This window comes from Streptomyces sp. NPDC028298, from assembly GCF_055565895.1.
Genome location: NZ_JBVHTL010000005.1, coordinates 640,272 through 660,694, shown reverse-complemented (window position 1 = coordinate 660,694; position 20,423 = coordinate 640,272). Strand labels below are relative to the sequence as shown.

At 72.7% G+C, this 20,423-nt stretch carries 17 protein-coding genes; 6 read left to right on the top strand and 11 right to left on the bottom strand.

Annotation, left to right across the window (positions count from 1 at the left end; translation table 11 throughout):
* The first annotated feature begins 627 nt into the window (after positions 1-627).
* Positions 628-1,632 carry a tryptophan--tRNA ligase gene (trpS, locus tag ACZ4TO_RS25590; RefSeq protein WP_385043378.1) on the top strand — a complete coding sequence of 335 codons (1,005 nt, stop codon included), beginning with the start codon at positions 628-630 and terminating at the stop codon, positions 1,630-1,632.
* 87 nt (positions 1,633-1,719) lie between these two features.
* On the opposite strand, the gene proC is transcribed toward trpS, so the two are convergent.
* From proC to ACZ4TO_RS25575, 3 genes are all read right to left on the bottom strand, one after another.
* A complete protein-coding gene (proC, locus tag ACZ4TO_RS25585) occupies positions 1,720-2,529 on the bottom strand; it encodes a pyrroline-5-carboxylate reductase (RefSeq protein WP_382784207.1) in 810 nt (269 codons plus the stop codon).
* Positions 2,530-2,651: 122 nt separating this feature from the next.
* The gene (locus tag ACZ4TO_RS25580) at positions 2,652-3,485 is read right to left on the bottom strand and encodes an ABC transporter permease (RefSeq protein WP_468025302.1); all 834 of its coding nucleotides are present in this window, start codon (positions 3,483-3,485) and stop codon (positions 2,652-2,654) included.
* Entirely contained in the window at positions 3,482-4,363 is an 882-nt protein-coding gene (locus ACZ4TO_RS25575) for an ABC transporter ATP-binding protein (protein ID WP_468025301.1), read from the bottom strand. Before ACZ4TO_RS25575 ends, ACZ4TO_RS25580 begins: the two co-directional genes overlap by 4 nt.
* A gap of 135 nt (positions 4,364-4,498) precedes the next feature.
* Between ACZ4TO_RS25575 and ACZ4TO_RS25570 the strand changes: the two genes are divergently transcribed.
* Positions 4,499-4,702, top strand: a complete 204-nt coding sequence (locus tag ACZ4TO_RS25570) for a hypothetical protein (RefSeq protein ID WP_468025300.1) — start codon at positions 4,499-4,501, stop codon at positions 4,700-4,702.
* A 152-nt stretch (positions 4,703-4,854) separates the two neighbouring features.
* Entirely contained in the window at positions 4,855-6,276 is a 1,422-nt protein-coding gene (locus tag ACZ4TO_RS25565; RefSeq protein WP_468025320.1) for a SulP family inorganic anion transporter, read from the top strand.
* Here ACZ4TO_RS25565 and ACZ4TO_RS25560 read toward each other — a convergent pair.
* The 3 genes from ACZ4TO_RS25560 to ACZ4TO_RS25550 form a co-directional block, all read right to left on the bottom strand.
* Positions 6,240-7,028, bottom strand: coding sequence for a class I SAM-dependent methyltransferase (locus ACZ4TO_RS25560; protein WP_382784198.1), 789 nt, complete (start codon positions 7,026-7,028; stop codon positions 6,240-6,242). The genes ACZ4TO_RS25565 and ACZ4TO_RS25560 overlap by 37 nt on opposite strands.
* Before the next feature lie 408 nt (positions 7,029-7,436).
* The gene (locus ACZ4TO_RS25555; protein WP_382784195.1) at positions 7,437-7,976 is read right to left on the bottom strand and encodes an EamA/RhaT family transporter; all 540 of its coding nucleotides are present in this window, start codon (positions 7,974-7,976) and stop codon (positions 7,437-7,439) included.
* Positions 7,977-8,022: 46 nt separating this feature from the next.
* Positions 8,023-8,343 carry a peptidase gene (locus ACZ4TO_RS25550; protein ID WP_382784192.1) on the bottom strand — a complete coding sequence of 107 codons (321 nt, stop codon included), beginning with the start codon at positions 8,341-8,343 and terminating at the stop codon, positions 8,023-8,025.
* Between the two features lie 134 nt (positions 8,344-8,477).
* On the opposite strand from ACZ4TO_RS25550, the gene ACZ4TO_RS25545 reads away from it, so the two are divergent.
* Positions 8,478-10,637: a protein kinase domain-containing protein gene (locus tag ACZ4TO_RS25545; RefSeq protein WP_468025299.1), complete on the top strand. Its 2,160-nt coding sequence runs from the start codon at positions 8,478-8,480 to the stop codon at positions 10,635-10,637.
* Between the two features lie 67 nt (positions 10,638-10,704).
* On the opposite strand, the gene ilvD is transcribed toward ACZ4TO_RS25545, so the two are convergent.
* The 4 genes from ilvD to ACZ4TO_RS25525 form a co-directional block, all read right to left on the bottom strand.
* A complete protein-coding gene (gene ilvD, locus ACZ4TO_RS25540) occupies positions 10,705-12,558 on the bottom strand; it encodes a dihydroxy-acid dehydratase (protein ID WP_468025298.1) in 1,854 nt (617 codons plus the stop codon).
* A gap of 180 nt (positions 12,559-12,738) precedes the next feature.
* Positions 12,739-13,356, bottom strand: coding sequence for a TetR/AcrR family transcriptional regulator (locus tag ACZ4TO_RS25535; protein ID WP_385043384.1), 618 nt, complete (start codon positions 13,354-13,356; stop codon positions 12,739-12,741).
* Complete coding sequence (locus tag ACZ4TO_RS25530; RefSeq protein ID WP_382784181.1) at positions 13,353-14,177, bottom strand: sugar phosphate isomerase/epimerase family protein; 825 nt, start codon at positions 14,175-14,177, stop codon at positions 13,353-13,355. Before ACZ4TO_RS25530 ends, ACZ4TO_RS25535 begins: the two co-directional genes overlap by 4 nt.
* Positions 14,178-14,757: 580 nt before the next feature.
* Entirely contained in the window at positions 14,758-15,690 is a 933-nt protein-coding gene (locus ACZ4TO_RS25525) for a Ppx/GppA family phosphatase (RefSeq protein WP_382784178.1), read from the bottom strand.
* Positions 15,691-15,815: 125 nt separating this feature from the next.
* Between ACZ4TO_RS25525 and ACZ4TO_RS25520 the strand changes: the two genes are divergently transcribed.
* Positions 15,816-16,652, top strand: a complete 837-nt coding sequence (locus ACZ4TO_RS25520; RefSeq protein ID WP_468025297.1) for a DUF3109 family protein — start codon at positions 15,816-15,818, stop codon at positions 16,650-16,652.
* Between the two features lie 33 nt (positions 16,653-16,685).
* On the opposite strand, the gene ACZ4TO_RS25515 is transcribed toward ACZ4TO_RS25520, so the two are convergent.
* Positions 16,686-18,485, bottom strand: coding sequence for a BACON domain-containing protein (locus ACZ4TO_RS25515; protein WP_468025296.1), 1,800 nt, complete (start codon positions 18,483-18,485; stop codon positions 16,686-16,688).
* A gap of 466 nt (positions 18,486-18,951) precedes the next feature.
* Between ACZ4TO_RS25515 and radA the strand changes: the two genes are divergently transcribed.
* Positions 18,952-20,361 carry a DNA repair protein RadA gene (gene radA, locus ACZ4TO_RS25510; protein WP_382784168.1) on the top strand — a complete coding sequence of 470 codons (1,410 nt, stop codon included), beginning with the start codon at positions 18,952-18,954 and terminating at the stop codon, positions 20,359-20,361.
* Positions 20,362-20,423: the final 62 nt, after the last annotated feature.

Sequence of the window (20,423 nt, the reverse complement as noted above, 5' to 3'; positions counted from 1 at the left end):
CTTTGTACTCACCCTCTCGGGCTTTCCTCCGGGCGCTTCCCTTCGGTCTTGCGTTTCCGACTCTATCAGACCGTTTCCGTATCCGATTTCCTCGGCGCTTTCCAGGTTCTCGCTTTCGCGTTTCCCTTTCCGGCGAGTCCGACTCTATCAGAACCTTTCGGGCCTGACTCCCAGTCAGCGGGGTTTGTCCTCGCGGCTGTTGGGCCGTTCCGACGAGTGAGACATTAGCGGATTCGCGGCTCCCGAGCTAATCGGGGTGGCGCTCTTTCGAACGCGGAATCCTCATTTCGCAAACACGCATGAAAACGAGGCGACGACGAGTCGTCGATCGTTGGATGCTGGTGCGGAATGGCTGTCCGGGGACCGACCGGAGTCGACGCTCACGTCGGACAACTCGGAGAACACTACGGATGGGCCCGGGTCGTGTCAACCGAGGTCCGGACGGGCCCTCCGAGGCGTACGCTGACGTGCATGACTACACGTACGTGCGCCCAGCAGTGGTGGGCCGCCTGACGGCGGCCGTACACACGTATGTACTCAACGGCCGCCGCCTCGGCGGCCGTTTTTCGTTGCCCCTCCTGGGGAGCCGGCCGGCGGACGCGGCAGCCTCGACCAGGAGGTTGTGAGATGACGCGGATCTTCAGTGGGGTCAAGCCGACCGGGCATCTGACGCTGGGGAACTATCTGGGCGCCGTGCGCCGCTGGGCCGAGGTCGACCAGCACCGGGCCGAGGCCCTGTTCTGCATCGTCGACCTGCACGCGCTGACCGTGGACCACGATCCGGGGCGCGTCCGCAGGCTCACCCGACAGGCGGCCAGCTTGTTGCTGGCTTCGGGACTCGATCCCGAGCTGTGCACCGTCTTCGTACAGAGTCATGTGGACGAGCACGCGCGGTTGTCGTACGTGCTGGAGTGCGTCGCGACCGACGGCGAGATGCGGCGCATGATCCAGTACAAGGAGAAGGCGGCCCAGGAGCGGAAACGCGGCGGGAGCGTGCGGCTGTCACTGCTGACGTATCCCGTGCTCATGGCGGCCGACATCCTGGCGTACGGGAGCGACGAGGTGCCGGTCGGGGACGACCAGACGCAGCACGTCGAGCTGACCCGGGATCTGGCGATGCGGTTCAACCAGCGCTACGGGCACACGTTCACGGTGCCTCGGGCCACCCGGCCGCAGGTCGCGGCGCGCGTCATGAACCTTCAGGAGCCGACGTCGAAGATGGGGAAGAGCGATGACGTCGGACCCGGTGTCGTCTATCTGCTCGACGAGCCGGACGCCGTACGGAAGAAGATCATGCGCGCGGTGACGGACAGCGGGCAGGACGTCGCCTACGACCCGGAGACCCGGCCCGGGGTCTCGAATCTGCTGGAGATCCTCGCCGCGTGCGAGGGCGGCGACCCCGAAGTCCTGAGCGGCGGGTACGCGTCGTACGGGGCGTTGAAGAAGGACACCGCCGACGCGGTGGTCGAACTCCTCAGGCCCGTGCAGGAGCGGCACAAGGAGTTGTGCGCGGATCCCGCCCATGTGGAGGGGGTGTTGCGGGAGGGCGCGCGGCGGGCCAGGGAGATGGCCCGGCCGACGGTGGATTCGGCGTACGAGGCCATCGGGCTGCTGGCGCCCTCGGCCGGATAGCCGGACCGGCGGTCGTCCTCGGCTCCTGGTCGGACCCCGGCGCCGAGGACGGCTCGGTGCCGGGGGCCTGTCGGAGCGGGGCGGGTGTCAGCCGTTTCCGGAGGCGAGTTCGCGGCTGCGGTCGCGGGCCGCTTCCAGTGCCGCGATGAGTGCGGCGCGTACGCCGTGGTTCTCGAGTTCGCGGATGGCGTTGATCGTGGTGCCCGCGGGAGAGGTGACGTTCTCGCGGAGCTTCACCGGGTGCTCGCCGCTGTCGCGGAGCATCACGGCTGCGCCGATCGCGGACTGGACGATCAGGTCGTGCGCCTTGTCGCGGGGCAGGCCGAGCAGGATGCCCGCGTCCGTCATGGCCTCGACGAGATAGAAGAAGTACGCGGGACCCGAACCGGACAGGGCGGTGCAGGCGTCCTGCTGCGACTCGGGGACGAGGAGCGTCTTCCCGACCGCGCCGAAGACCTCCTCGGCGTACGCCACGTGCGCGGCCGTGGCGTGGCTGCCGGCCGAGATGACGGACATGGCCTCGTCGACGAGGGCGGGCGTGTTCGTCATGACGCGGACGACGGGGGTGCCGGGGGCCAGGCGCTCCTCGAAGAAGGAGGTCGGGATGCCCGCCGCGCCGCTGATGATCAGCCGGTCGGCGGGGATGTGCGGGGCGAGTTCGTCGAGGAGGGCGCCCATGTCCTGCGGTTTGACCGTGAGGATCAGGGTGTCGGCGGTCTTCGCCGCTTCCGCGTTGCCGACCGGGGTGACGCCGTGGCGTTCCTGGAGTTCCCTGGCCCGCTCCGGGCGGCGGGCGGTGACCAGGAGGTCGGTGGGGGCCCAGCCGGCTCGGATCATTCCGCTGAGCAGGGCTTCGCCGATCTTGCCGGTGCCGAGGACTGCGACTTTCTGAGGCATGGTTGCGGGTGCCCTCCGGGGGTTGAGTCGTCCGCGTTCATCCTCCCACCGGGTTCACGGGGGCGGGTGGGATGTCCGGTGGGCGGACGGCACCTCGGTCCGTCCGCCCGTTCGGACACGCCCTAGGGAGTCCTGCGCCGCAGGGTCGCCGCTCCGAGTCCCAGGACCAGCAGCGCGCTCCCGGCGACGATCAGCGCGTCGCGTACGAAGGTCGCGGTCATGTCGGTGTGGTGGAGGACCTCGTTCATGGCGTCGACGGCGTACGACATCGGCAGGACGTCGGAGATGGCCTCCAGGACGGGGTGCATGTTCGAGCGCGGGGTGAACAGGCCGCACAGGAGGAGCTGCGGGAAGATCACCGCCGGCATGAACTGGACGGCCTGGAACTCGGAGGCGGCGAACGCCGAGACGAAGAGGCCGAGGGCCGTTCCGAGCAGGGCGTCGAGGAGGGCGACCAGCAGGAGCAGCCAGGGGGAGCCCGTGACGTCCAGGCCGAGGAACCCGACCGCGAGTCCGGTGGCCAGGGTGGACTGGACGATGGCGATCGCGCCGAAGGCGAGGGCGTATCCGGCGATCAGGTCGCCCTTGCCCAGGGGCATGGCGAGGAGGCGTTCGAGGGTGCCGGAGGTGCGCTCGCGCAGGGTCGCGATCGAGGTCACCAGGAACATCGTGATCATCGGGAAGATCCCGAGGAGGGACGCGCCGATGGAGTCGAAGGTGCCCGGGCTGCCGTCGAAGACGTAGCGGAGCAGGACCAGCATCACGCAGGGGACGAGGATCATCAGCGCGATGGTGCGCGGGTCGTGCCGCAGTTGGCGCAGGGCGCGGGCCGCGGTGGCCGTGGTGCGGGAGAGGTTGAGCGCGCTCGGGCGGGACGCCGGTGCGGGTTCCTCCGGCGTCCCGGGGCCCGTGGGGGTGGGGTGCGGGGTGGGGCTCGTGGCCGCGGTGGAACTCATCGGACGGTCTCCTCGCGGGAGTCGGGGCCGGTGGCCGGGGACTGCGCGGCCGGGGACTTCTCGGTCGTGGTCGGCGCGGGTTCGCGCGCGGCGGCGACCGCCTCGTCGACGAGGTGGAGGAAGGCGGCTTCGACGGTGTCCGAGCCGGTGCGTTCGCGGAGGGCGTCGGGGGTGTCGTCGGCGAGGAGTCCGCCCTCGCGCATCAGGAGGAGCCGGTGGCAGCGCTCGGCCTCGTCCATGACGTGGGAGGAGATGAGGAGGGTCGTGCCGCGTTCCTCCGCGATGGAGTGGAAGAGGTTCCACAGGTCGCGGCGCAGGACGGGGTCGAGGCCGACGGTCGGTTCGTCGAGGACGAGGAGTTCCGGGGCGCCGAGGAGGGCGACGGCGAGGGAGACGCGGCTGCGCTGGCCGCCCGAGAGGTTGCCGGCGAGGGAGTCGGCGTGGGAGGCGAGGTCGACGTCGTCGATGACGCGGGTGACGTCCTGGTGACGGCGTTCGGCGGCGGCCCGGCCCGGGTCGAGGATCGCGGCGAAGTAGGCGAGGTTCTGGCGGACACTCAGGTCGTCGTAGACGGAGGGCGCCTGGGTGACGTAGCCGATGCGGGAGCGGAGTGCGGCGTCGCCGGCGGGGCGGCCGAGGACTTCGAGGGTGCCGCCGACCTTGGCCTGGGTGCCGACCGTCGCGCGCATGAGGGTGGATTTGCCGCAGCCGGAGGGGCCGAGCAGGCCGGTGATCTGGCCGCGCGGGACGGTGAAGTCGAGACCGTGCAGGACGGTGCGGGTGCCGCGGACGACCGTGAGGCCTTCGGCGCGGACGGCGGGCGGGGAAAGAGGCACGGGGGTTCCTGTGGGGTGGGGCGGACGCGGACGAATAATCATCGCGTGATGAATATTCCTCTCGTGAGGTGCGCCGGTCAAGGGCGTTGCGGTCGGTCGTGCCGTCGGTCGTGCGGTCGGTCGTGCGGCCGGCCCGGCGATCGGCCTTGCGGTTCTCGCCCTGCGGGCGGGCGGCGGGTGGCGCGGGCGTGCGCGGTCGGCCTCGCGGTCCTCGTCCTCGGGCGGGCGGCGCGGGCGTGCGCGGTCGGCCTCGCGGTCCTCGCCCTGCGGGCGGGCGCCGGGCGGCGCGGGCGTGCGTCGGCGCACGTCAGCGTGCGTCGGCGCGAACGGACGGAGATCGTCCGCGGCGTCGCCGAACCGCGCGCTCCCGCGTTCGCGTGACAGCGGCCCGGAGGGGCTGCGCGATCAACGGGCTTACCTGACAATGGATTTCACTGTGCGAAACGGCTCCGTGCCGGGTCGCCGGGTCCGCCGTGCCCTCCCCCGGCACGGCACCCACGCATCTCCCGCTGTCGACCGGAGGTGCTGTCGTGTTGCGCAAAGCCGATCTGTTCGCGTCCCTCGTCGTCTTTCTGGTGGCGCTCCCCCTGTGCGTCGGGGTCGCCATGGCGTCCGGTGTGCCCGCCGAGCTGGGGCTGGTGACCGGCATCGTCGGTGGGCTGGTCGCCGGGGCGCTGCCCGGAAGCAGTCTGCAGGTGAGCGGGCCCGCGGCCGGGCTGACCGTCCTGGTGTACGAGGCCGTGCAGTCGTACGGGGTCCAGGCGCTGGGCGTGCTGGTGCTCGGCGCCGGTCTCGTGCAGCTCGGGCTCGGGGTGCTGCGGCTCGGCCGGTGGTTCCGGGCCGTGTCCGTGGCCGTCGTGCACGGGATGCTCGCCGGGATCGGACTCGTGCTGATCGCCGGTCAGGTGTACGCCATGGGCGACGCGGCCGCGCCCTCCGGCGGGCTCGGGAAGATCGCCGGTCTGGTGTCGCTGGCCGGTGCCGCCGATCCCGTGGCGCTGGCCGTCGGGGGCGCCACCGTCGCCGTACTGCTGCTGTGGCCGCGCTGGCGGCGGGGTGCGCGGATGGTGCCGGCGCCGCTCCTCGCGGTGGGGCTCGCCTCGGCCGTGACCGGGGTCTTCGATCTCGCCGTGCGACGCGTCGAGGTCCAGGGGCTGTTCGACGCCGTGCGGACGCCGTCGGTCGATGATCTGGGCCGGCTCTCGGACGTGGGGGTGATCGGGACCGTGCTGGCGTTCGCGCTGATCGCCTCCGCGGAGTCGCTCTTCAGCGCGGCGGCGGTGGACCGGCTGCACCGGGGACCGCGCACCGACTACGACCGCGAGCTCATCGCGCAGGGCGCCGGGAACACCGTGTGCGGGATCCTCGGGGCGCTGCCCATGACCGCCGTGATCGTGCGGAGCGCGGCCAACGTGCACGCCGGGGCGCAGACCAAGGCGTCGCGGGTGCTGCACGGGGTGTGGCTGCTGCTCTTCACGGCCGTGGTGCCCGCGGTGCTCGGGCTGATCCCGGTGGCGGCGCTCGCGGCGCTGCTGGTGCACGCGGGGTGCAAGCTCGTGCCGGTGCGGGAGCTGCGGACGCTGTGGCGCGGGCATCGCGGTGAGGTGGTCGTCCTCGCGGTGACCGCGGTGGCGATCGTGGTCGGGAACCTGTTCGAGGGGGTGCTGGTCGGGCTCGCGCTCGCCGTGGCCAAGACCGCCTGGGACATCAGCCATGTGCACGTGGAGACCGAGGACCGGGGGGCCGCGGGAATGGTCGTACGGGTCGTCGGCAACGCCACCTTCCTGCGGCTGCCGAAGCTGCTGGACGCCTTGGAGGCGTTGCCGCACGACCGGGTCGTACGGCTGGAGCTGGGCGGACTGCGGCACGTGGACCACGCGTGTGCGACGGCCCTCGACGCGTGGGCCGCCGGGCGGGGTCACGAGCGGATCGCCACCAGCAGCTCCACGACGTAGGCCTCCTCCACGAACCCCTCCGGGAAGGCCTGGAGGAGGTGGTTCCGTTCCTCGGCGAAGAACGTGCTGGTGGCTTCCTCGCCGAGGACCAGGAACTGCGAGTGGCTGCCGATGTTGGCGAGGCGGGTGTCCACCGGGACGCGCCGGCTCCAGCGGACCTGGCGGTGGGCGAAGGAGAGGGTGCCGGTGGGGTCGGCGGCCAGGGAGTGGGCGGGGCGGGTGGAGGCGGGGCTCTTCTCCGCCTTCCGGTCCTTCTCGTCCAGGCCGAGGAAGCGCTCGGCTCTGCGGGCCGCCGCCTCGATCCACGGGACGGTCGGGTCCTCGGTGTTCCACCACAGGGCCAGTGCGCCGCCGGGGCGCAGGACGCGCAGCGCCTCCGGAACCGAGCGGCTCGGTTCGGTCCAGTGCCAGGACTGGGCGTAGGTGAGGAAGTCCATTGAGGCGGCGGCGAGGGGCAGGGCGTCGCCGCTGCCCCGCACGATCGGGAGACCAGGGTGGACGCGTCGGAACTCCGCGGCCATGCCGGGGCCGGGCTCCACGGCGAGGACGTCCGCGCCGCGGCCGTGCAGGAGGCCCGTCGAGATGCCGGTGCCCGCGCCTACGTCGGCGGCCTTGGCGCCGCTCAGGGACCGGCCCGCGAGTGCCTCGACGGCGTCGAAGAGGGCGGGCGGGTACGAGGGGCGGTTGGCGGCGTACTGGGCCGCGGCGGCGTTGAAGGAGTGGGCGCGCTCGGTGTGCGGGGAGGGCGTCATGAGGGCATGATCGCGGGTCGTGCGGGGCCGGGGTAGGGGTTTTTTGCGGCGCCCTGGGTGCGCGGTGCCGGCCCGTGGGGGCGGGCCCTGGGGGCGGGCCCTGGGGGGCGGGCCGTGCGCCGGCGCTCTCGCTGGTGTTCGCGGGGCGGTCCGGTGGGGGGTCGGGGCCGCGCCGGTACATCCGCCCGCATCCGAACGGATCTCAGCGGGGTCGAGCGGTGCGGGTGGGTGTCGATCCGTCCGGCCTGCGGGCATTTGATGTACCGGCACGTCCCCTCCCGTGCGTCGCCGACTGCGGGTGCGGCGTGGGGGCCGTGCCGGATCCGGGCGTCTCCGGGCGTCTCCGGGCGCCGGTGCGGCGTGGGGGACGGTCCCGGTACTGGCGCCGGGTCCCGGGCGCGGGTGCCGTCAGGTGCGGCGGCGCTTCTTCGCGGGGTTGCCTGCGCGGCGCGTGGTGCGGCGGAGGTATTGCTCCCTGGCCGTCTCGTACTCCTCGCGGTGGAGCTTCTCGCCCGGGGCCTCGGAGAGGGAGCGGAAGAAGTAGGCGAGGAGGGAGCCTACGAAGCCGATGGTGAGGAGGCCGCGCAGCTTGGCCTGGCGCTCGGGGTCGGGGCGCTTGGAGAAGGACTCCCAGGTGTGGCCGAACGCGAGCGCGGTGCACACCGCGAACATCACGACGACCAGCACCATCACGAGCGTGCCCACGTCCGCGATGGCCAGGCCCTGGTAGGCGAAGCGGAGCACGAAGCAGGCGGCCACCGCGGCGGCGAGGGAGCCGACGGCCACGCCGATCCTTCGGCCGGTGTAGCCGCCGTCGTGCTCCACCCAGGTCGTCCCGAAGAAGCGCAGGGGCTCGGGCCGGGGGCCCGCGGGGGTGCCGGATCCGGTTCCCTCGCTGGTGCCGGTGCCCTTGGCGGGGCTGGTTCCCGTGCTGGTCTTTTCACTCACACGACGATTATCGCCCCGGTCATGGCTCCGGCGGCCGAGGTGTCCGTCAGGAGCACTTCGGGGCGACGTAGCCGTCGGTGCCCGTCTGGACGTACGCGTCCGACACGAACTGGCCGTTCGAGATGTTGTCCCAGATCGAGCTCGTGCCGTAGGGGCCGGCGACGGACTCCCCGGGGCACTGGCAGTAGATCGGGACCCGCGAACCCGCGGCGAGGGTGCGGACGATGCTGAAGTGGGTCCCGGGGCCGCTTCGGACGTTGACGTTGTGACCCGGTGCGAGCGGGTACGTACGGAGCGCCTGCGCGGCCAGCGGCTCGGCTTCCGCGGCGTCCGGCGCGTCCTTGACGGCTGTCTCTTCCGTGGCCATTTCGATCTCCCCCATTGTTTGGTTCGCGCCACATTCATGACGCGCGCAGAGGCTAGCAAGCCGCCGGGGTTTCGCACGAAGGATCGACTAGGCTCTGCGCGTCGCGCATGCGGTCGAACCCACGGGGGTGAGTGATGCCGCCACAGCGCAGCACTGGTACGGAATCGGAAGCGGAACATCCGCGCTACGCCGGCCAGTATCTGCTGGAGTCCAGACTCGGCTCCGGTGGCATGGGAATCGTGCATCTGGCGCGGTCCGCCTCCGGGTTGCGGCTGGCCGTCAAGGTCGTACACGCCGAGTTCTCCCAAGACCCCGAGTTCCGGGGGCGGTTCCGTCAGGAGGTCGCGGCCGCGCGCCGGGTCAGCGGCGCCTTCACCGCACCCGTCGTGGACGCCGACCCCGAGGCCGAACGCCCGTGGATGGCAACCCTGTTCATCCCGGGACCGACGCTCGCCGAGCACGTGAAGCGGAACGGGGCGATGTCCACCGCCCGGCTGCGCCATCTGATGGCCGGACTCGCCGAGGCCCTGCGGGACATCCACCGGGCGGGCGTCGTCCACCGTGATCTCAAGCCCAGCAACGTCCTGCTGGCGGATGACGGGCCGAAGGTCATCGACTTCGGCATCTCGCGTCCCTCCGACAGCGAACTCCGCACCGAGACGGGGAAGTTGATCGGCACGCCGCCGTTCATGGCGCCGGAGCAGTTCAGCAGGCCGCGGCATGTCGGGCCGGCCGCGGACGTGTTCGCGCTCGGGTCGGTGATCGTGCACGCGGCCACCGGGAGCGGGCCCTTCGACTCGGACAGTCCGTATCTGGTCGCGTATCAGGTCGTCCACGACGAACCCGACTTGACCGGCGTGCCGGACGAGCTGGTCGAGCTGGTCGGGCGGTGCCTCGCCAAGGAGCCGGAGGACCGGCCCACTCCGGACGAGCTGATGACGGCGCTGCGTTCGGTCTCGGCGTCGTACGACACCCGGGCGTTCATCCCCGAACAGCGCGTCGCCAACGGGGAGTCCGCGCGGCCCGCCCCCCAGGTACGGCCGGTGGAGCCGGGGCGACGGGAGAGGTCCGAGGACCCGACCCACCTGGCCGGGCGGAAGCGGCCCGGCCGGCGCTGGCGGCTTCCGGCGGCCGCCCTGGCCGTCGCCGCGGCGGCCGTCGGCGTGCTCACCGTCCCCGGTCTGCGCGGTGGCCCGCAGGACCCCGAACCGCGGCAGTCGGCCGCGTCCGCCGCCAAGAGCGCCTTCCGGCCGTGGGAACGCGACCTGAGGGGCTCCGGCACGAAATCGGGCGGACAGCCGCAGTGCGCGTACACGCCGAAGGCGCTGCTCTGCGTCCGGCCGGGTGTCCTGGCGGCCGCTGTCGATCCGGACGACGGCAAGGTGCTGTGGTCGCGGAACGACCCGGGCGAGGCGAGCGCGTACAGCACCCCGGCTCCGGTCCTCTCCGGGGGACTCCTGCTGGTCGGCAGCGAGAACGGGCTCCGGCTGACCGCACTGGATCCCGCCACGGGTGCCACGCGCTGGAGCCGTGACGTCTCCCGCTTCACGGGCGGGTTCGTCCCGGTCGCCAGCGTGGTCCTGCTCACCGGATCCGACTCCAAGGTCACGGCCCTGGACGCCGCCACGGGCAAGGAGAAGTGGCGGCATGCCATCCCGGGGATGACCGTGCCCCAGTTCCACACGTACGGCGACGGGTTGGCCTATGCCGTGGCACCCCCCGCCGGGACGGGGACGCGGGTGGCCGCCGTGGATCCGCGGACCGGGGCCGTGAAGTGGCGGCGCAGCGTCGAGGGGAGGCTGGACCTGGTGGCCGCCCGCGACGGGAACCTGTGGTTCACCACGGTCTCGGTCGACCTGTACACCGACGCGGTCCTGCGCTACAACGTGGCGACCCGCACGCTCCACCGGACCGCGCTGCGCGTCCCGCAGGCGCAGGCGCAGACGGTGCTCCGGGGGGACACCGCCTACCTGCTGGGCAACGACGGTTCGCTGGTCGCCGTGGACACCCGTACCTCCAAGCAGCTCTGGCGAGTGGAGACGTCCGTGACCAAGGCGTCGGCGCCCGTCGTCTCCGGCCACCGTCTCTACCTCAGCGCCGTGGACGGCCGCCTCATCGCGGTGGACACGGACAAGGGCGTCCTGCTCGGACAGACGAAGGCCCGCCTCGACGACCGGCGCGGCTCACTCGTCAGCACGCTCCCCGCCCCGCTCCCGGGCGGCGGCAAGATCTACGCCACCTCCCCCGACGGCACCCTCTTCGCCGTCGACGGGCGGGATCCCTCGGGCTGGTGAGACGGGAAGGGGCCGCCCCGGCAGGGACGGCCCCTTCGCGCAGATTCACCGGCCCGGGCCGGGCGGGCTAGCCCAGCTTCGAGACGTCGCGCACCGCGCCCTTGTCGGCGCTCGTCGCCATCGCGGCGTAGGCGCGCAGGGCGGCGCTGACCTTGCGCTCGCGGTTCGCGGGGGCGTAGACGCCGTTCAGGGCCTCGCGGCGGGTCGCCAACTCCTCGTCGGTCACGAGCAGTTCGATCGAGCGGTTGGGGATGTCGATGCGGATGCGGTCGCCGTCCCGGACGAGGGCGATGGTGCCGCCGGACGCGGCCTCCGGGGAGGCGTGGCCGATCGACAGGCCCGAAGTTCCGCCGGAGAAGCGGCCGTCGGTGATCAGGGCGCAGGTCTTGCCGAGGCCGCGGCCCTTGAGGAACGAGGTCGGGTAGAGCATCTCCTGCATACCGGGGCCGCCCTTGGGACCCTCGTAGCGGATGACGACGACGTCGCCGTGCGTGATCTGCTTCTTGAGGATCTTGTCGACTGCCTCGTCCTGCGACTCGCAGACGACCGCCGGGCCCTCGAAGGTCCAGATGGACTCGTCGACGCCGGCCGTCTTCACGACGCAGCCGTCGACGGCGAGGTTGCCCTTGAGGACCGCGAGGCCGCCGTCCTTGGAGTAGGCGTGCTCGGCGGAGCGGATGCAGCCGCCCTCGGCGTCCTCGTCGAGCGCCGCCCAGCGCTCGGACTGGGAGAAGGCCTCGGAGGAGCGGACGCCACCCGGGGCCGCGTACCAGAGCTCGATCGCCTCGGGGGACGGGGAGCCGGCGCGCACGTCCCAGGTCTTGAGCCAGTCGGAGAGGGACGGGCTGTGGACGGAGTGGACGTCCTCGTTGAGCAGGCCCGCGCGGTGCAGTTCGCCGAGGAGGGCGGGGATGCCGCCGGCGCGGTGCACGTCCTCCATGTAGTACGTGCGGTCCTTGGCGACGTTCGGGGCGACCTTGGCGAGGCACGGCACGCGGCGCGAGACCTCGTTGATCTCGTCCAGGCCGAACGGGACACCGGCCTCCTGGGCGGCGGCCAGCAGGTGCAGGATCGTGTTGGTGGAGCCGCCCATGGCGATGTCGAGGGCCATGGCGTTCTCGAAGGCCGCGTGGGTGGCGATGTTGCGCGGCAGGACCGACTCGTCGTCCTGGTCGTAGTAGCGGCGCGTGATGTCGACGACCGTGCGGGCCGCGTCCTCGTACAGGCCCTTGCGGGCGGTGTGGGTGGCGAGGACCGAGCCGTTGCCGGGCAGGCTCAGGCCGATGGCCTCGGTCAGGCAGTTCATCGAGTTGGCGGTGAACATGCCGGAACAGGAGCCGCAGGTCGGACAGGCGTTCTCCTCGATACGGAGGATGTCCTCGTCCGAGATCTTGTCGTTCACGGCGTCGGAGATCGCGTCGACCAGGTCGAGCGTGCGGACCGTGCCGTCGACCAGGGTGGCGCGGCCGGACTCCATCGGGCCGCCGGAGACGAAGACCGTCGGGATGTTCAGGCGCAGGGCGGCCATGAGCATGCCGGGCGTGATCTTGTCGCAGTTCGAGATGCAGATCAGGGCGTCGGCGCAGTGGGCCTCGACCATGTACTCCACGGAGTCCGCGATCAGGTCGCGGGAGGGCAGCGAGTACAGCATGCCGCCGTGGCCCATCGCGATGCCGTCGTCGACGGCGATCGTGTTGAACTCGCGGGCGATGCCGCCGGCGGCCGTGATGGCCTCGCTGACGATCCGGCCGACGGGCTGGAGGTGGGTGTGTCCCGGCACGAACTCCGTGAAGGAGTTGGCGACCGCGATGATCGGCTTCCGTCCGATGTCCGCGCCGGGTACACCGGAGGCGCGCATAAGGGCGCGTGCGCCCGCCATGTTGCGGCCGTGGGTGACTGTGCGGGACCTCAGCTCGGGCATCGTCGCTCGCTCCTTCGGAGAGTTAAGACTGAAGTCGAGCGTACGCCGGTGCTCCAGGATCCGGACAGGCCGTCCGCATCCCGGGACATACGTCTCGCTCAGCGGCCGTCCCGGTGGGGCGTCCGCGCAGGTCGGCGGCGTCCGCCGAGGTGAGGTCGCCGTGCCGGACGCCTCACTCGCTCATGGGTTCGTCAGGTGTCCCTGCACCACGGGCGCCACTCTGCCCACGACGCGCTCCAGGTCCGCCGAGGCCAGCGGCTCGACCTTGATGACGTAGCGCAGCATCGCGACCCCGACGAGCTGGGCCGCCGCGAGTTCCGCGCGCAGCTCGGCGTCCGGGACGTCGAGCCCGGCCGCGACGCGGCGCAGGAGCTGGGCGGCGACCAGGCGGCGGAAGACGGCGGCCGCGGTGTCGTTGTTCACCGCCGAGCGGACGATCGCGAGCAGCGGGGTACGGCTCGTGGGGTTCTCCCAGATGCCGAGGACGAAGCGGGTCAGGCGTTCGCCGACGCCGTCGAGGGGGCCGTCGACGATCTTCTCGGGTGCGTCGAGCGCGGGGGCGACGGCGATCTCGATGGCCGCCTCGAAGACCTGTTCCTTGGTGCCGAAGTAGTGGTGCACGAGGGCCGGGTCCACGCCGGCGGACTTGGCGATGCCGCGGATCGACGTCTTCTCGTAGCCGCGCTCGGAGAACTCCTCGCGGGCGGCCTCGAGGATGCGGTCGCGGGTGGCGGGGCCCGCCTCGGTCTGGGTACGGGTGGGGCGTCCCCGGCCGCGGCGGGGGGCGGCGTCCGTCATCCGCGGGGGACCTTCACGGCCGAGGCGAGGTGGAGGCGGGTGAAGGCGAGGGCCTCGGCGAGGTCGGCCTCGCGCTCCGCGCTGGACATCGCCCGGCGGGTGTTGACCTCGATGACGACGTGGCCGTCGAAGCCGGAGAGCGCGAGGCGGTCCAGGAGTTCGGCGCAGGGCTGGGTGCCGCGGCCGGGGACCAGGTGTTCGTCCTTGCTGGATCCGTTGCCGTCGGCGAGGTGGACGTGTCCGAGGCGGTCGCCCATGCGGTCGATCATCTGCAGGGCGTCGGTGCGGGCGGTCGCGGTGTGGCTGAGGTCGATCGTGAAGTGGCGGTAGTCGTCCTTCGTCACGTCCCAGTCGGGGGCGTACGCGAGCATCTCGCGGTCGCGGTAGCGCCACGGGTACATGTTCTCGACGGCGAACCGCACGTCCGTCTCGTCGGCCATGCGCCAGATGCCGGTGACGAAGTCACGGGAGTACTGGCGCTGCCAGCGGAACGGGGGGTGGACCACGACGGTGCTCGCGCCCAGCTTCTCGGCGGCGGCCCTGGCGCGCTGGAGCTTGGTCCACGGGTCGGTGGACCAGACCCGCTGGGTGATCAGCAGGCAGGGGGCGTGGACGGCGAGGATCGGCATCCGGTGGTAGTCGCTCAGGCGGCGCAGCGCGTCGATGTCCTGACTGACGGGGTCGGTCCACACCATGACCTCGACGCCGTCGTAGCCGAGGCGCGCGGCGATCTCGAAGGCCGTCGCCGTCGACTCCGGGTAGACGGACGCCGTGGACAGCGCGACCTTCGCATCCGGGATCCGCACGACTGGTTCTGCCACGAGGGACAGCGTACGGGGTGCCTCCGGCGGTTGGGCGGGGGTCGCGAGCTTGGCCGAGGGGCTCCTGTCCGGCCCCGGCGGGGGTGTCCCGGGACCCCGGTCGGGGGGCGTTCCGGGCTGCCTGCCTGGGACGCTCCGGCGTCCGGCCGGGGGTGGAGGTCGGCACTTGGTGGTGGGTGTGGGGGGCTGGGGCCGGGTGCGCCTGTGATCGATGCCACGGCCCTGCCGGGCGTTCTGGGGGGCGCTCTGGGGCTGTTGGGGCTTGTGGTGGTGGGCGGCTTTCCCTGCCGGGGCCGCCCTGGCGCCGTTGGCGCTTGTGTCGGTGGGCGGCTTTCCCTTCCGGGGGGCGCTCTCTCGCCGTTGGCGCTTGTGTCGGTGGGCGGGCTTCCCTTGCTGGGGGCTGGGCGCGCCGTTCCCCGCGCCCCTTGCGGGGCCGTCTGCCCCTGGGGCGTTCCCAGGGGCCCTGCGGGTCGGGGCCCGTCGCCGTAGGGGCCGGGGTCTCGGCGGGCTTCCCTTGCTGGGGGCTGGGCGCGCCGTTCCCCGCGCCCCCTTCGGGGGTGCCTCCCCCGCCCCTCCCCCTCTACTCCGATGCCATCTGGTCCAGGCGGCGCAGGATGACGCCCTCTCTCAGGGCCCAGGGGCAGATTTCCAGGGTTTCCACGCCGAAGAGGTCCATGGCGGCCTCGGCGACCAGGGCGCCGGCGAGGAGCTGGCCGGAGCGGCCCGGGGAGACGCCCGGCAGTTCGGCGCGTTCGTCGGCCGTCATGGAGGCGAGGCGCGGGACCCAGTCCTCCAGCGAGCGGCGCTTGAGCTCGCGCTGGACATACAGGCCCTCGGTGGAGCGGGCGGCACCAGCCATCCGGGCGAGCTGCTTGAACGTCTTGGAGGTGGCGACCACGTGGTCCGGGGCGCCGAAGCGGCTGAACTCCCCGACCGTCCGCGCGATCTGGGCCCGCACATGCCGGCGCAGCGCCCGCACGGCCGCCGGGTCCGCGGGGTCGGTGGGCAGCCAGCCCGCGGTGAGCCGGCCGGCGCCGAGCGGCAGCGACACGGCCGCGTCCGGTTCCTCGTCCATGCCGTACGCGATCTCCAGCGAGCCGCCCCCGATGTCGAGGACGAGCAGCTTGCCGGCGGACCAGCCGAACCAGCGCCGGGCCGCCAGGAAGGTGAGCCGTGCCTCCTCGGCGCCGGTGAGGACCTGGAGGTCGACGTCGGTCTCGGCCTTGACCCGGGCGAGAACCTCGTCGGCGTTGCCGGCCTCGCGCACGGCGGACGTGGCGAACGGGAGCAGGGCCTCGACACCCTTGTCCTCGGCGGCCTCCAGGGCGTCCTGGACGGTCTCGATCAGCTTGTCGACGCCTTCGGGGTCGATCGCGCCGTTCTCGTCGAGCAGTTGGGCGAGCCGCAAATCGGCCTTGTGCGAGTGCGCGGGAAGCGGCCGGGCGCCGGGGTGGGCGTCCACCACCAGCAGATGCACCGTGTTCGAACCCACGTCGAGGACACCGAGTCTCATGTACGGAACGCTACTGCCAGCACCGCCGTTCACGTGGGGCGGGGCGAAAGCCCACGTCGAACGGTGACCTGCGGACGGGCACGGGAGCGTCCCCGGAGCGGTCCGAAGCGACTTACCCTGGACGCGTGTCAAAGACGAAAAAGGCGAAGTCAGACAAATCGGCCGCAAGCTCCGCGCAGGTGAAGGCCGCCAAGTCCAGGAAGCCCGAGAAGAGCGACGAGAAGGGGCTGGACTTCGCTCGCGCGTGGGTGGAGTTCCCCGATCCCGCCGACGACGAGCAGGTCTTCCGGTGCGATCTGACCTGGCTGACCTCCCGGTGGAACTGCATCTTCGGGAGCGGCTGCCAGGGCATCCAGGCGGGCCGTGCCGACGACGGCTGCTGCACGCTGGGCGCGCACTTCTCCGACGAGGACGACGAGAAGCGGGTGGCCGAGCACGTGGCCCGGCTCACGCCGGAGATCTGGCAGCACCACGACGTGGGCACGGAGACGGGCTGGGTGTCCAAGGACGAGGACGGCGAACGTCAGACCCGCCCGTACGAGGGCTCCTGCATCTTCCAGAACCGTCCCGGCTTCTCCGGTGGCGCGGGCTGCTCGCTGCACATCCTGGCCGTCAAGGAGGGACGCGAGCCCCTGGAGACCAAGCCGGACGTCTGCTGGCAGCTCCCGGTACGGCGCACGTACGAGTGGATCGACCGGCCCGACGACACCCGGGTGCTCCAGGTCTCCATCGGCGAGTACGACCGCCGCGGCTGGGGACCGGGCGGCCACGACCTGCACTGGTGGTGCACGTCGGCGACCTCGGCACACGGCGCCGGCGACCCGGTGTACGTCTCGTACCGTCCGGAGCTGGTCGAGCTGATGGGACAGGCGGGATACGACCGCCTGGCGCAGCTCTGCGAGGAGCGGCTGGCCTCGCAGCTCCCGCTGCTGGCCCCGCACCCCGCGGATCCGGTGGACTGAGCGGCCCGGCGCCACGCCCCGTGGGCGCGGGCGCTACTGCGTGCCCGTTCCCGGGTCGCCGCCGTCGCCCGGCGGCGGCGAGGAGGTTCCCGGGTCCGGGGAGGACGTGTCGGTGGCGGTGTCCGTCGGTGTCGGGTCGGTCGGAGTCGGTGACGGGTCCTGGCTGGGGGTGGCGGCGGGCGTGGAACCCGGCCCCGAGGGGGTCGGGGTGCTCGCCGCGGGGTCCGGTTTCCCGCCGGGATGGGACGCGCCCGCCTTGCCGTACCCGGTGATCGTGACCACCGCGCCCGCCGGGGCGATCGCCACCCGCGCGGTCCAGTGGCCCGCCGGTTCGCGGAGGTGGTCGACGTACACCTTGACCGTCAGCGACTCGCCCGGATCGAGGGTTCCCGAGGACTGGCTGAGGTAGAGCCAGGCCGCGCCGGTGCGCGCGGACCAGCGGACCGGCGAGCTGCCGGACGCGGTCAGCTTGACCAGGGTCGTGTCGCCGCTGGTCGCGGCCGCCACCGCCAGATGTCCCGGGGTCGTCCCGCGGGCGCTGACGACCTCGACGGACACGTCCGAGGACCCGCCGCCCGCGGCGGAGCGGGCGCCGGGTCCCGCGCTCGCGTTCCCGGCGTTCTCGTAGCCGCCGGACCGACCGCCGTCCATGCCCTCGGAGTCCTGGGCCTCGCTCGTGCTGGCCGGGCGGCCGTCCACGCCCTCGCCTGCCAGGGGCGCGCCGCGGTAGGCGGCCCAGAGGGCGAGAACGGGTGCGGCGACCACGGTGGCGACGATCGTCGTCGTGACCGCCCGCGCGCGCAGACGGTCTCTTCGGGCGGCGTGGTCCTTGGGGTCCATCGGAAAGCCGCGCCGGTCGAAGCGCGGCGCGCTGCTCCGCGCGCGGGGGGCGTGCGCCATCGCGGTGCACAGGGCCGCCTGCGGGGCCTGGAGCACGGGAAGCGCCGCGGGCGTGACGCTGGTGCCGGGCCAGGCGCCGGGGACCGCGCGTTCGGCGGTGCGGCGGCAGCGCGGGCAGTCGTCGACGTGCCGGACCAGTTCGCCGCGCAGGGTGGTGCTCAGCACGAGCCTGCTGTCGCCGGTGAGCCGGGCGACGCTGGGGCAGGCACCGGTCTCCACGACGGCGAGGGCCGCCCGGGTGCGTTCGACCTCGCAGGCCGCGGAGGCCAGCAGTTCGCGCGCCACGGTGAGGTCCATGCCGAGGACGGCGGCGACCTCGTGGGCGGCGAGCTGGTGGCGCACCGCGAGTTCGAGCGCCTCGCGCTGCTCCGGGGTGGTCCCGGCGGCCTCCGGCCAGGCCAGCAGGGACAGTTCGCGGCGGCGGTGGTCCTGGACCTCCTCGGGCACGGGAGCGGCGCTCAGCACCTCGGCCGCGCGCCGGTCGGCGGCGGCCTTGTGCGCCGCGTCCGGGGCGGCCCCTTCACGGGCCCCGCCCACCGCTCCTTGAGGGGTGCTCCGGCGGGGTGTGTGCCGCCCGGAGGCGTGTGCCGCCTGGCGCTTGCGCCGGGCTTCCGTGAGTTTGCGCAGACAGGACCAGCGGGCGAGCGCGTAGAGCCAGGCCCTGCGGTCGCCCGCGGCCTCGGGGCCGCGAGGGCCGCGCCGTTCGGCGAGCGCGAGGGCGTCCCCCAGGGCGGCGGTGGCCGCGTCGTGGTCGCACAGCACGGACAGGCAGTAGGTGAACAGGCCGTCCAGATAGGGCTCGTACCGCGCGGGGGGACGCTGGACCAGGGTGCGGGGGGTCGCGCCCCGGGGCACGGCCGTCCGCTTGCGCGCGGCTCCGTGCGCCCGGTGTGCGCCGGTGGTGTGCGTGGAGGTCTCCGGACTGCTGCTCATCACCCGTGCGACCGTAGGTGCCCGGGGCCGGGCCCTTCCTCCCCCTTGAGCACATTTAATCCGTACGGGTGAAACGATCCCTCATAAGGGGACAGGAACCCCCGACCCCTGGCCTGGGCCGTCACCGGCGGCGATGGCAGTCCATGGCAGATCGGACGGCGCGGGGCCCGGGCGAGGACCGGTCGCGCGGGGGTGGGACGGGGGCACGGGGGCTCGCGGCACGGGTCGCGCGAGCGGGCACCGGACGGGGCCGGAGGCGGGGGCGCGGCCGTGGCGGAGACCGGGGCAGGGCCAGGGCAGGGCAAGGGCGGGGCAGGGACAGAGGCCGGGAACAGGGGCCTGGGCCGGAAACGGCGGCAGGGGCCGGGACCGGGCGCAGGGGCAGGGCTGGGCCCCGGAACCGGGGGCCCGGTGGGTTCGTACCGGCGCGTGCCGGGTTGTCAGTGGCTACGGCTACGGTTCGGTCATGGCTGCCCGTACGAAAACCGCGAAGGACCGACCGTCCTACCGCTGCACCGAGTGCGGCTGGCAGACGGCCAAATGGCTCGGCCGTTGCGCCGAATGCCAGGCATGGGGGACGGTCGAGGAGTACGGCGCGCCCGCCGTCCGGACGACGGCACCCGGCCGCGTCACCACCTCCGCGGTGCCGATCGGGCAGGTCGACGGCCGTCAGGCCACCGCCCGCAGCACCGGCGTGCCCGAGCTGGACCGCGTCCTGGGCGGGGGTCTGGTGCCCGGAGCCGTCGTCCTCGTCGCGGGCGAGCCCGGCGTCGGCAAGTCGACGCTGCTGCTGGACGTGGCCGCGAAGTCGGCGAGTGACGAACACCGCACCCTGTACGTGACGGGCGAGGAGTCGGCGAGCCAGGTGCGGCTGCGCGCGGACCGCATCAAGGCGATCGACGACCACCTCTATCTCGCCGCGGAGACCGATCTGTCGGCCGTCCTCGGACACTTGGACGCGGTGAAGCCGTCGCTGCTCGTCCTGGACTCCGTGCAGACCGTCGCCTCCCCCGAGATCGACGGCGCGCCCGGCGGCATGGCCCAGGTCCGCGAGGTGGCGGGCGCGCTCATCCGCGCCTCCAAGGAGCGCGGCATGTCCACCCTGCTCGTGGGCCACGTCACCAAGGACGGCGCGATCGCCGGTCCGCGGCTGCTGGAACACCTCGTGGACGTCGTCCTGTCCTTCGAGGGCGACCGGCACGCCCGCCTCAGGCTCGTCCGAGGGGTCAAGAACCGCTACGGGACGACGGACGAGGTCGGCTGTTTCGAGCTGCACGACGAAGGCATCACGGGGCTCGCCGACCCGTCGGGGCTCTTCCTGACACGCCGCGCCGAGCCCGTCCCGGGCACCTGTCTGACCGTCACCCTCGAAGGCCGCCGTCCGCTGGTCGCCGAGGTCCAGGCGCTCACGGTGGACTCCCAGATCCCCTCCCCGCGCCGGACGACCTCGGGTCTGGAGACCTCCCGCGTCTCGATGATGCTCGCCGTCCTGGAGCAGCGGGGCCGGATCAGCGCCCTGGGCAAGCGGGACATCTACTCGGCGACGGTCGGCGGGGTGAAGCTCACCGAGCCCGCCGCGGACCTCGCCGTCGCGCTGGCGCTGGCGTCCGCCGCGAGTGACGTGCCTCTCCCCAAGAACCTCGTGGCGATCGGCGAGGTGGGGCTCGCGGGCGAGGTCAGGCGGGTCACGGGCGTCCAGCGCCGGCTGGCCGAAGCCCACCGTCTGGGCTTCACCCACGCCCTCGTACCGACCGATCCCGGCAAGGTCCCGGCCGGTATGAAGGTCCTGGAAGTGGCCGACATCGGCGCGGCTCTGAGTGTCCTTCCGCGCTCGCGTCGCAGAGAGGCCCCACGGGACGAGGAGCAGCGCCGGTAGACTTTGCCCTGGTCTCGCCCGTCCGTACGAAACGAGGGCGACCGAAAACCTGCGACCGGAGG

Excerpts from the sequence above, each read along its gene's own strand:
- trpS (WP_385043378.1), top strand. The coding sequence starts at position 628 with ATGACGCGGATCTTCAGTGGGGTCAAGCCGACCGGGCATCTGACGCTG.
- proC (WP_382784207.1), bottom strand. The coding sequence starts at position 2,529 with ATGCCTCAGAAAGTCGCAGTCCTCGGCACCGGCAAGATCGGCGAAGCC.
- ACZ4TO_RS25580 (WP_468025302.1), bottom strand. The coding sequence starts at position 3,485 with ATGAGTTCCACCGCGGCCACGAGCCCCACCCCGCACCCCACCCCCACG.
- ACZ4TO_RS25575 (WP_468025301.1), bottom strand. The coding sequence starts at position 4,363 with ATGATTATTCGTCCGCGTCCGCCCCACCCCACAGGAACCCCCGTGCCT.
- ACZ4TO_RS25560 (WP_382784198.1), bottom strand. The coding sequence starts at position 7,028 with ATGACGCCCTCCCCGCACACCGAGCGCGCCCACTCCTTCAACGCCGCC.
- ACZ4TO_RS25550 (WP_382784192.1), bottom strand. The coding sequence starts at position 8,343 with ATGGCCACGGAAGAGACAGCCGTCAAGGACGCGCCGGACGCCGCGGAA.
- ACZ4TO_RS25545 (WP_468025299.1), top strand. The coding sequence starts at position 8,478 with ATGCCGCCACAGCGCAGCACTGGTACGGAATCGGAAGCGGAACATCCG.
- ilvD (WP_468025298.1), bottom strand. The coding sequence starts at position 12,558 with ATGCCCGAGCTGAGGTCCCGCACAGTCACCCACGGCCGCAACATGGCG.
- ACZ4TO_RS25535 (WP_385043384.1), bottom strand. The coding sequence starts at position 13,356 with ATGACGGACGCCGCCCCCCGCCGCGGCCGGGGACGCCCCACCCGTACC.
- ACZ4TO_RS25525 (WP_382784178.1), bottom strand. The coding sequence starts at position 15,690 with ATGAGACTCGGTGTCCTCGACGTGGGTTCGAACACGGTGCATCTGCTG.
- ACZ4TO_RS25515 (WP_468025296.1), bottom strand. The coding sequence starts at position 18,485 with ATGAGCAGCAGTCCGGAGACCTCCACGCACACCACCGGCGCACACCGG.
- radA (WP_382784168.1), top strand. The coding sequence starts at position 18,952 with ATGGCTGCCCGTACGAAAACCGCGAAGGACCGACCGTCCTACCGCTGC.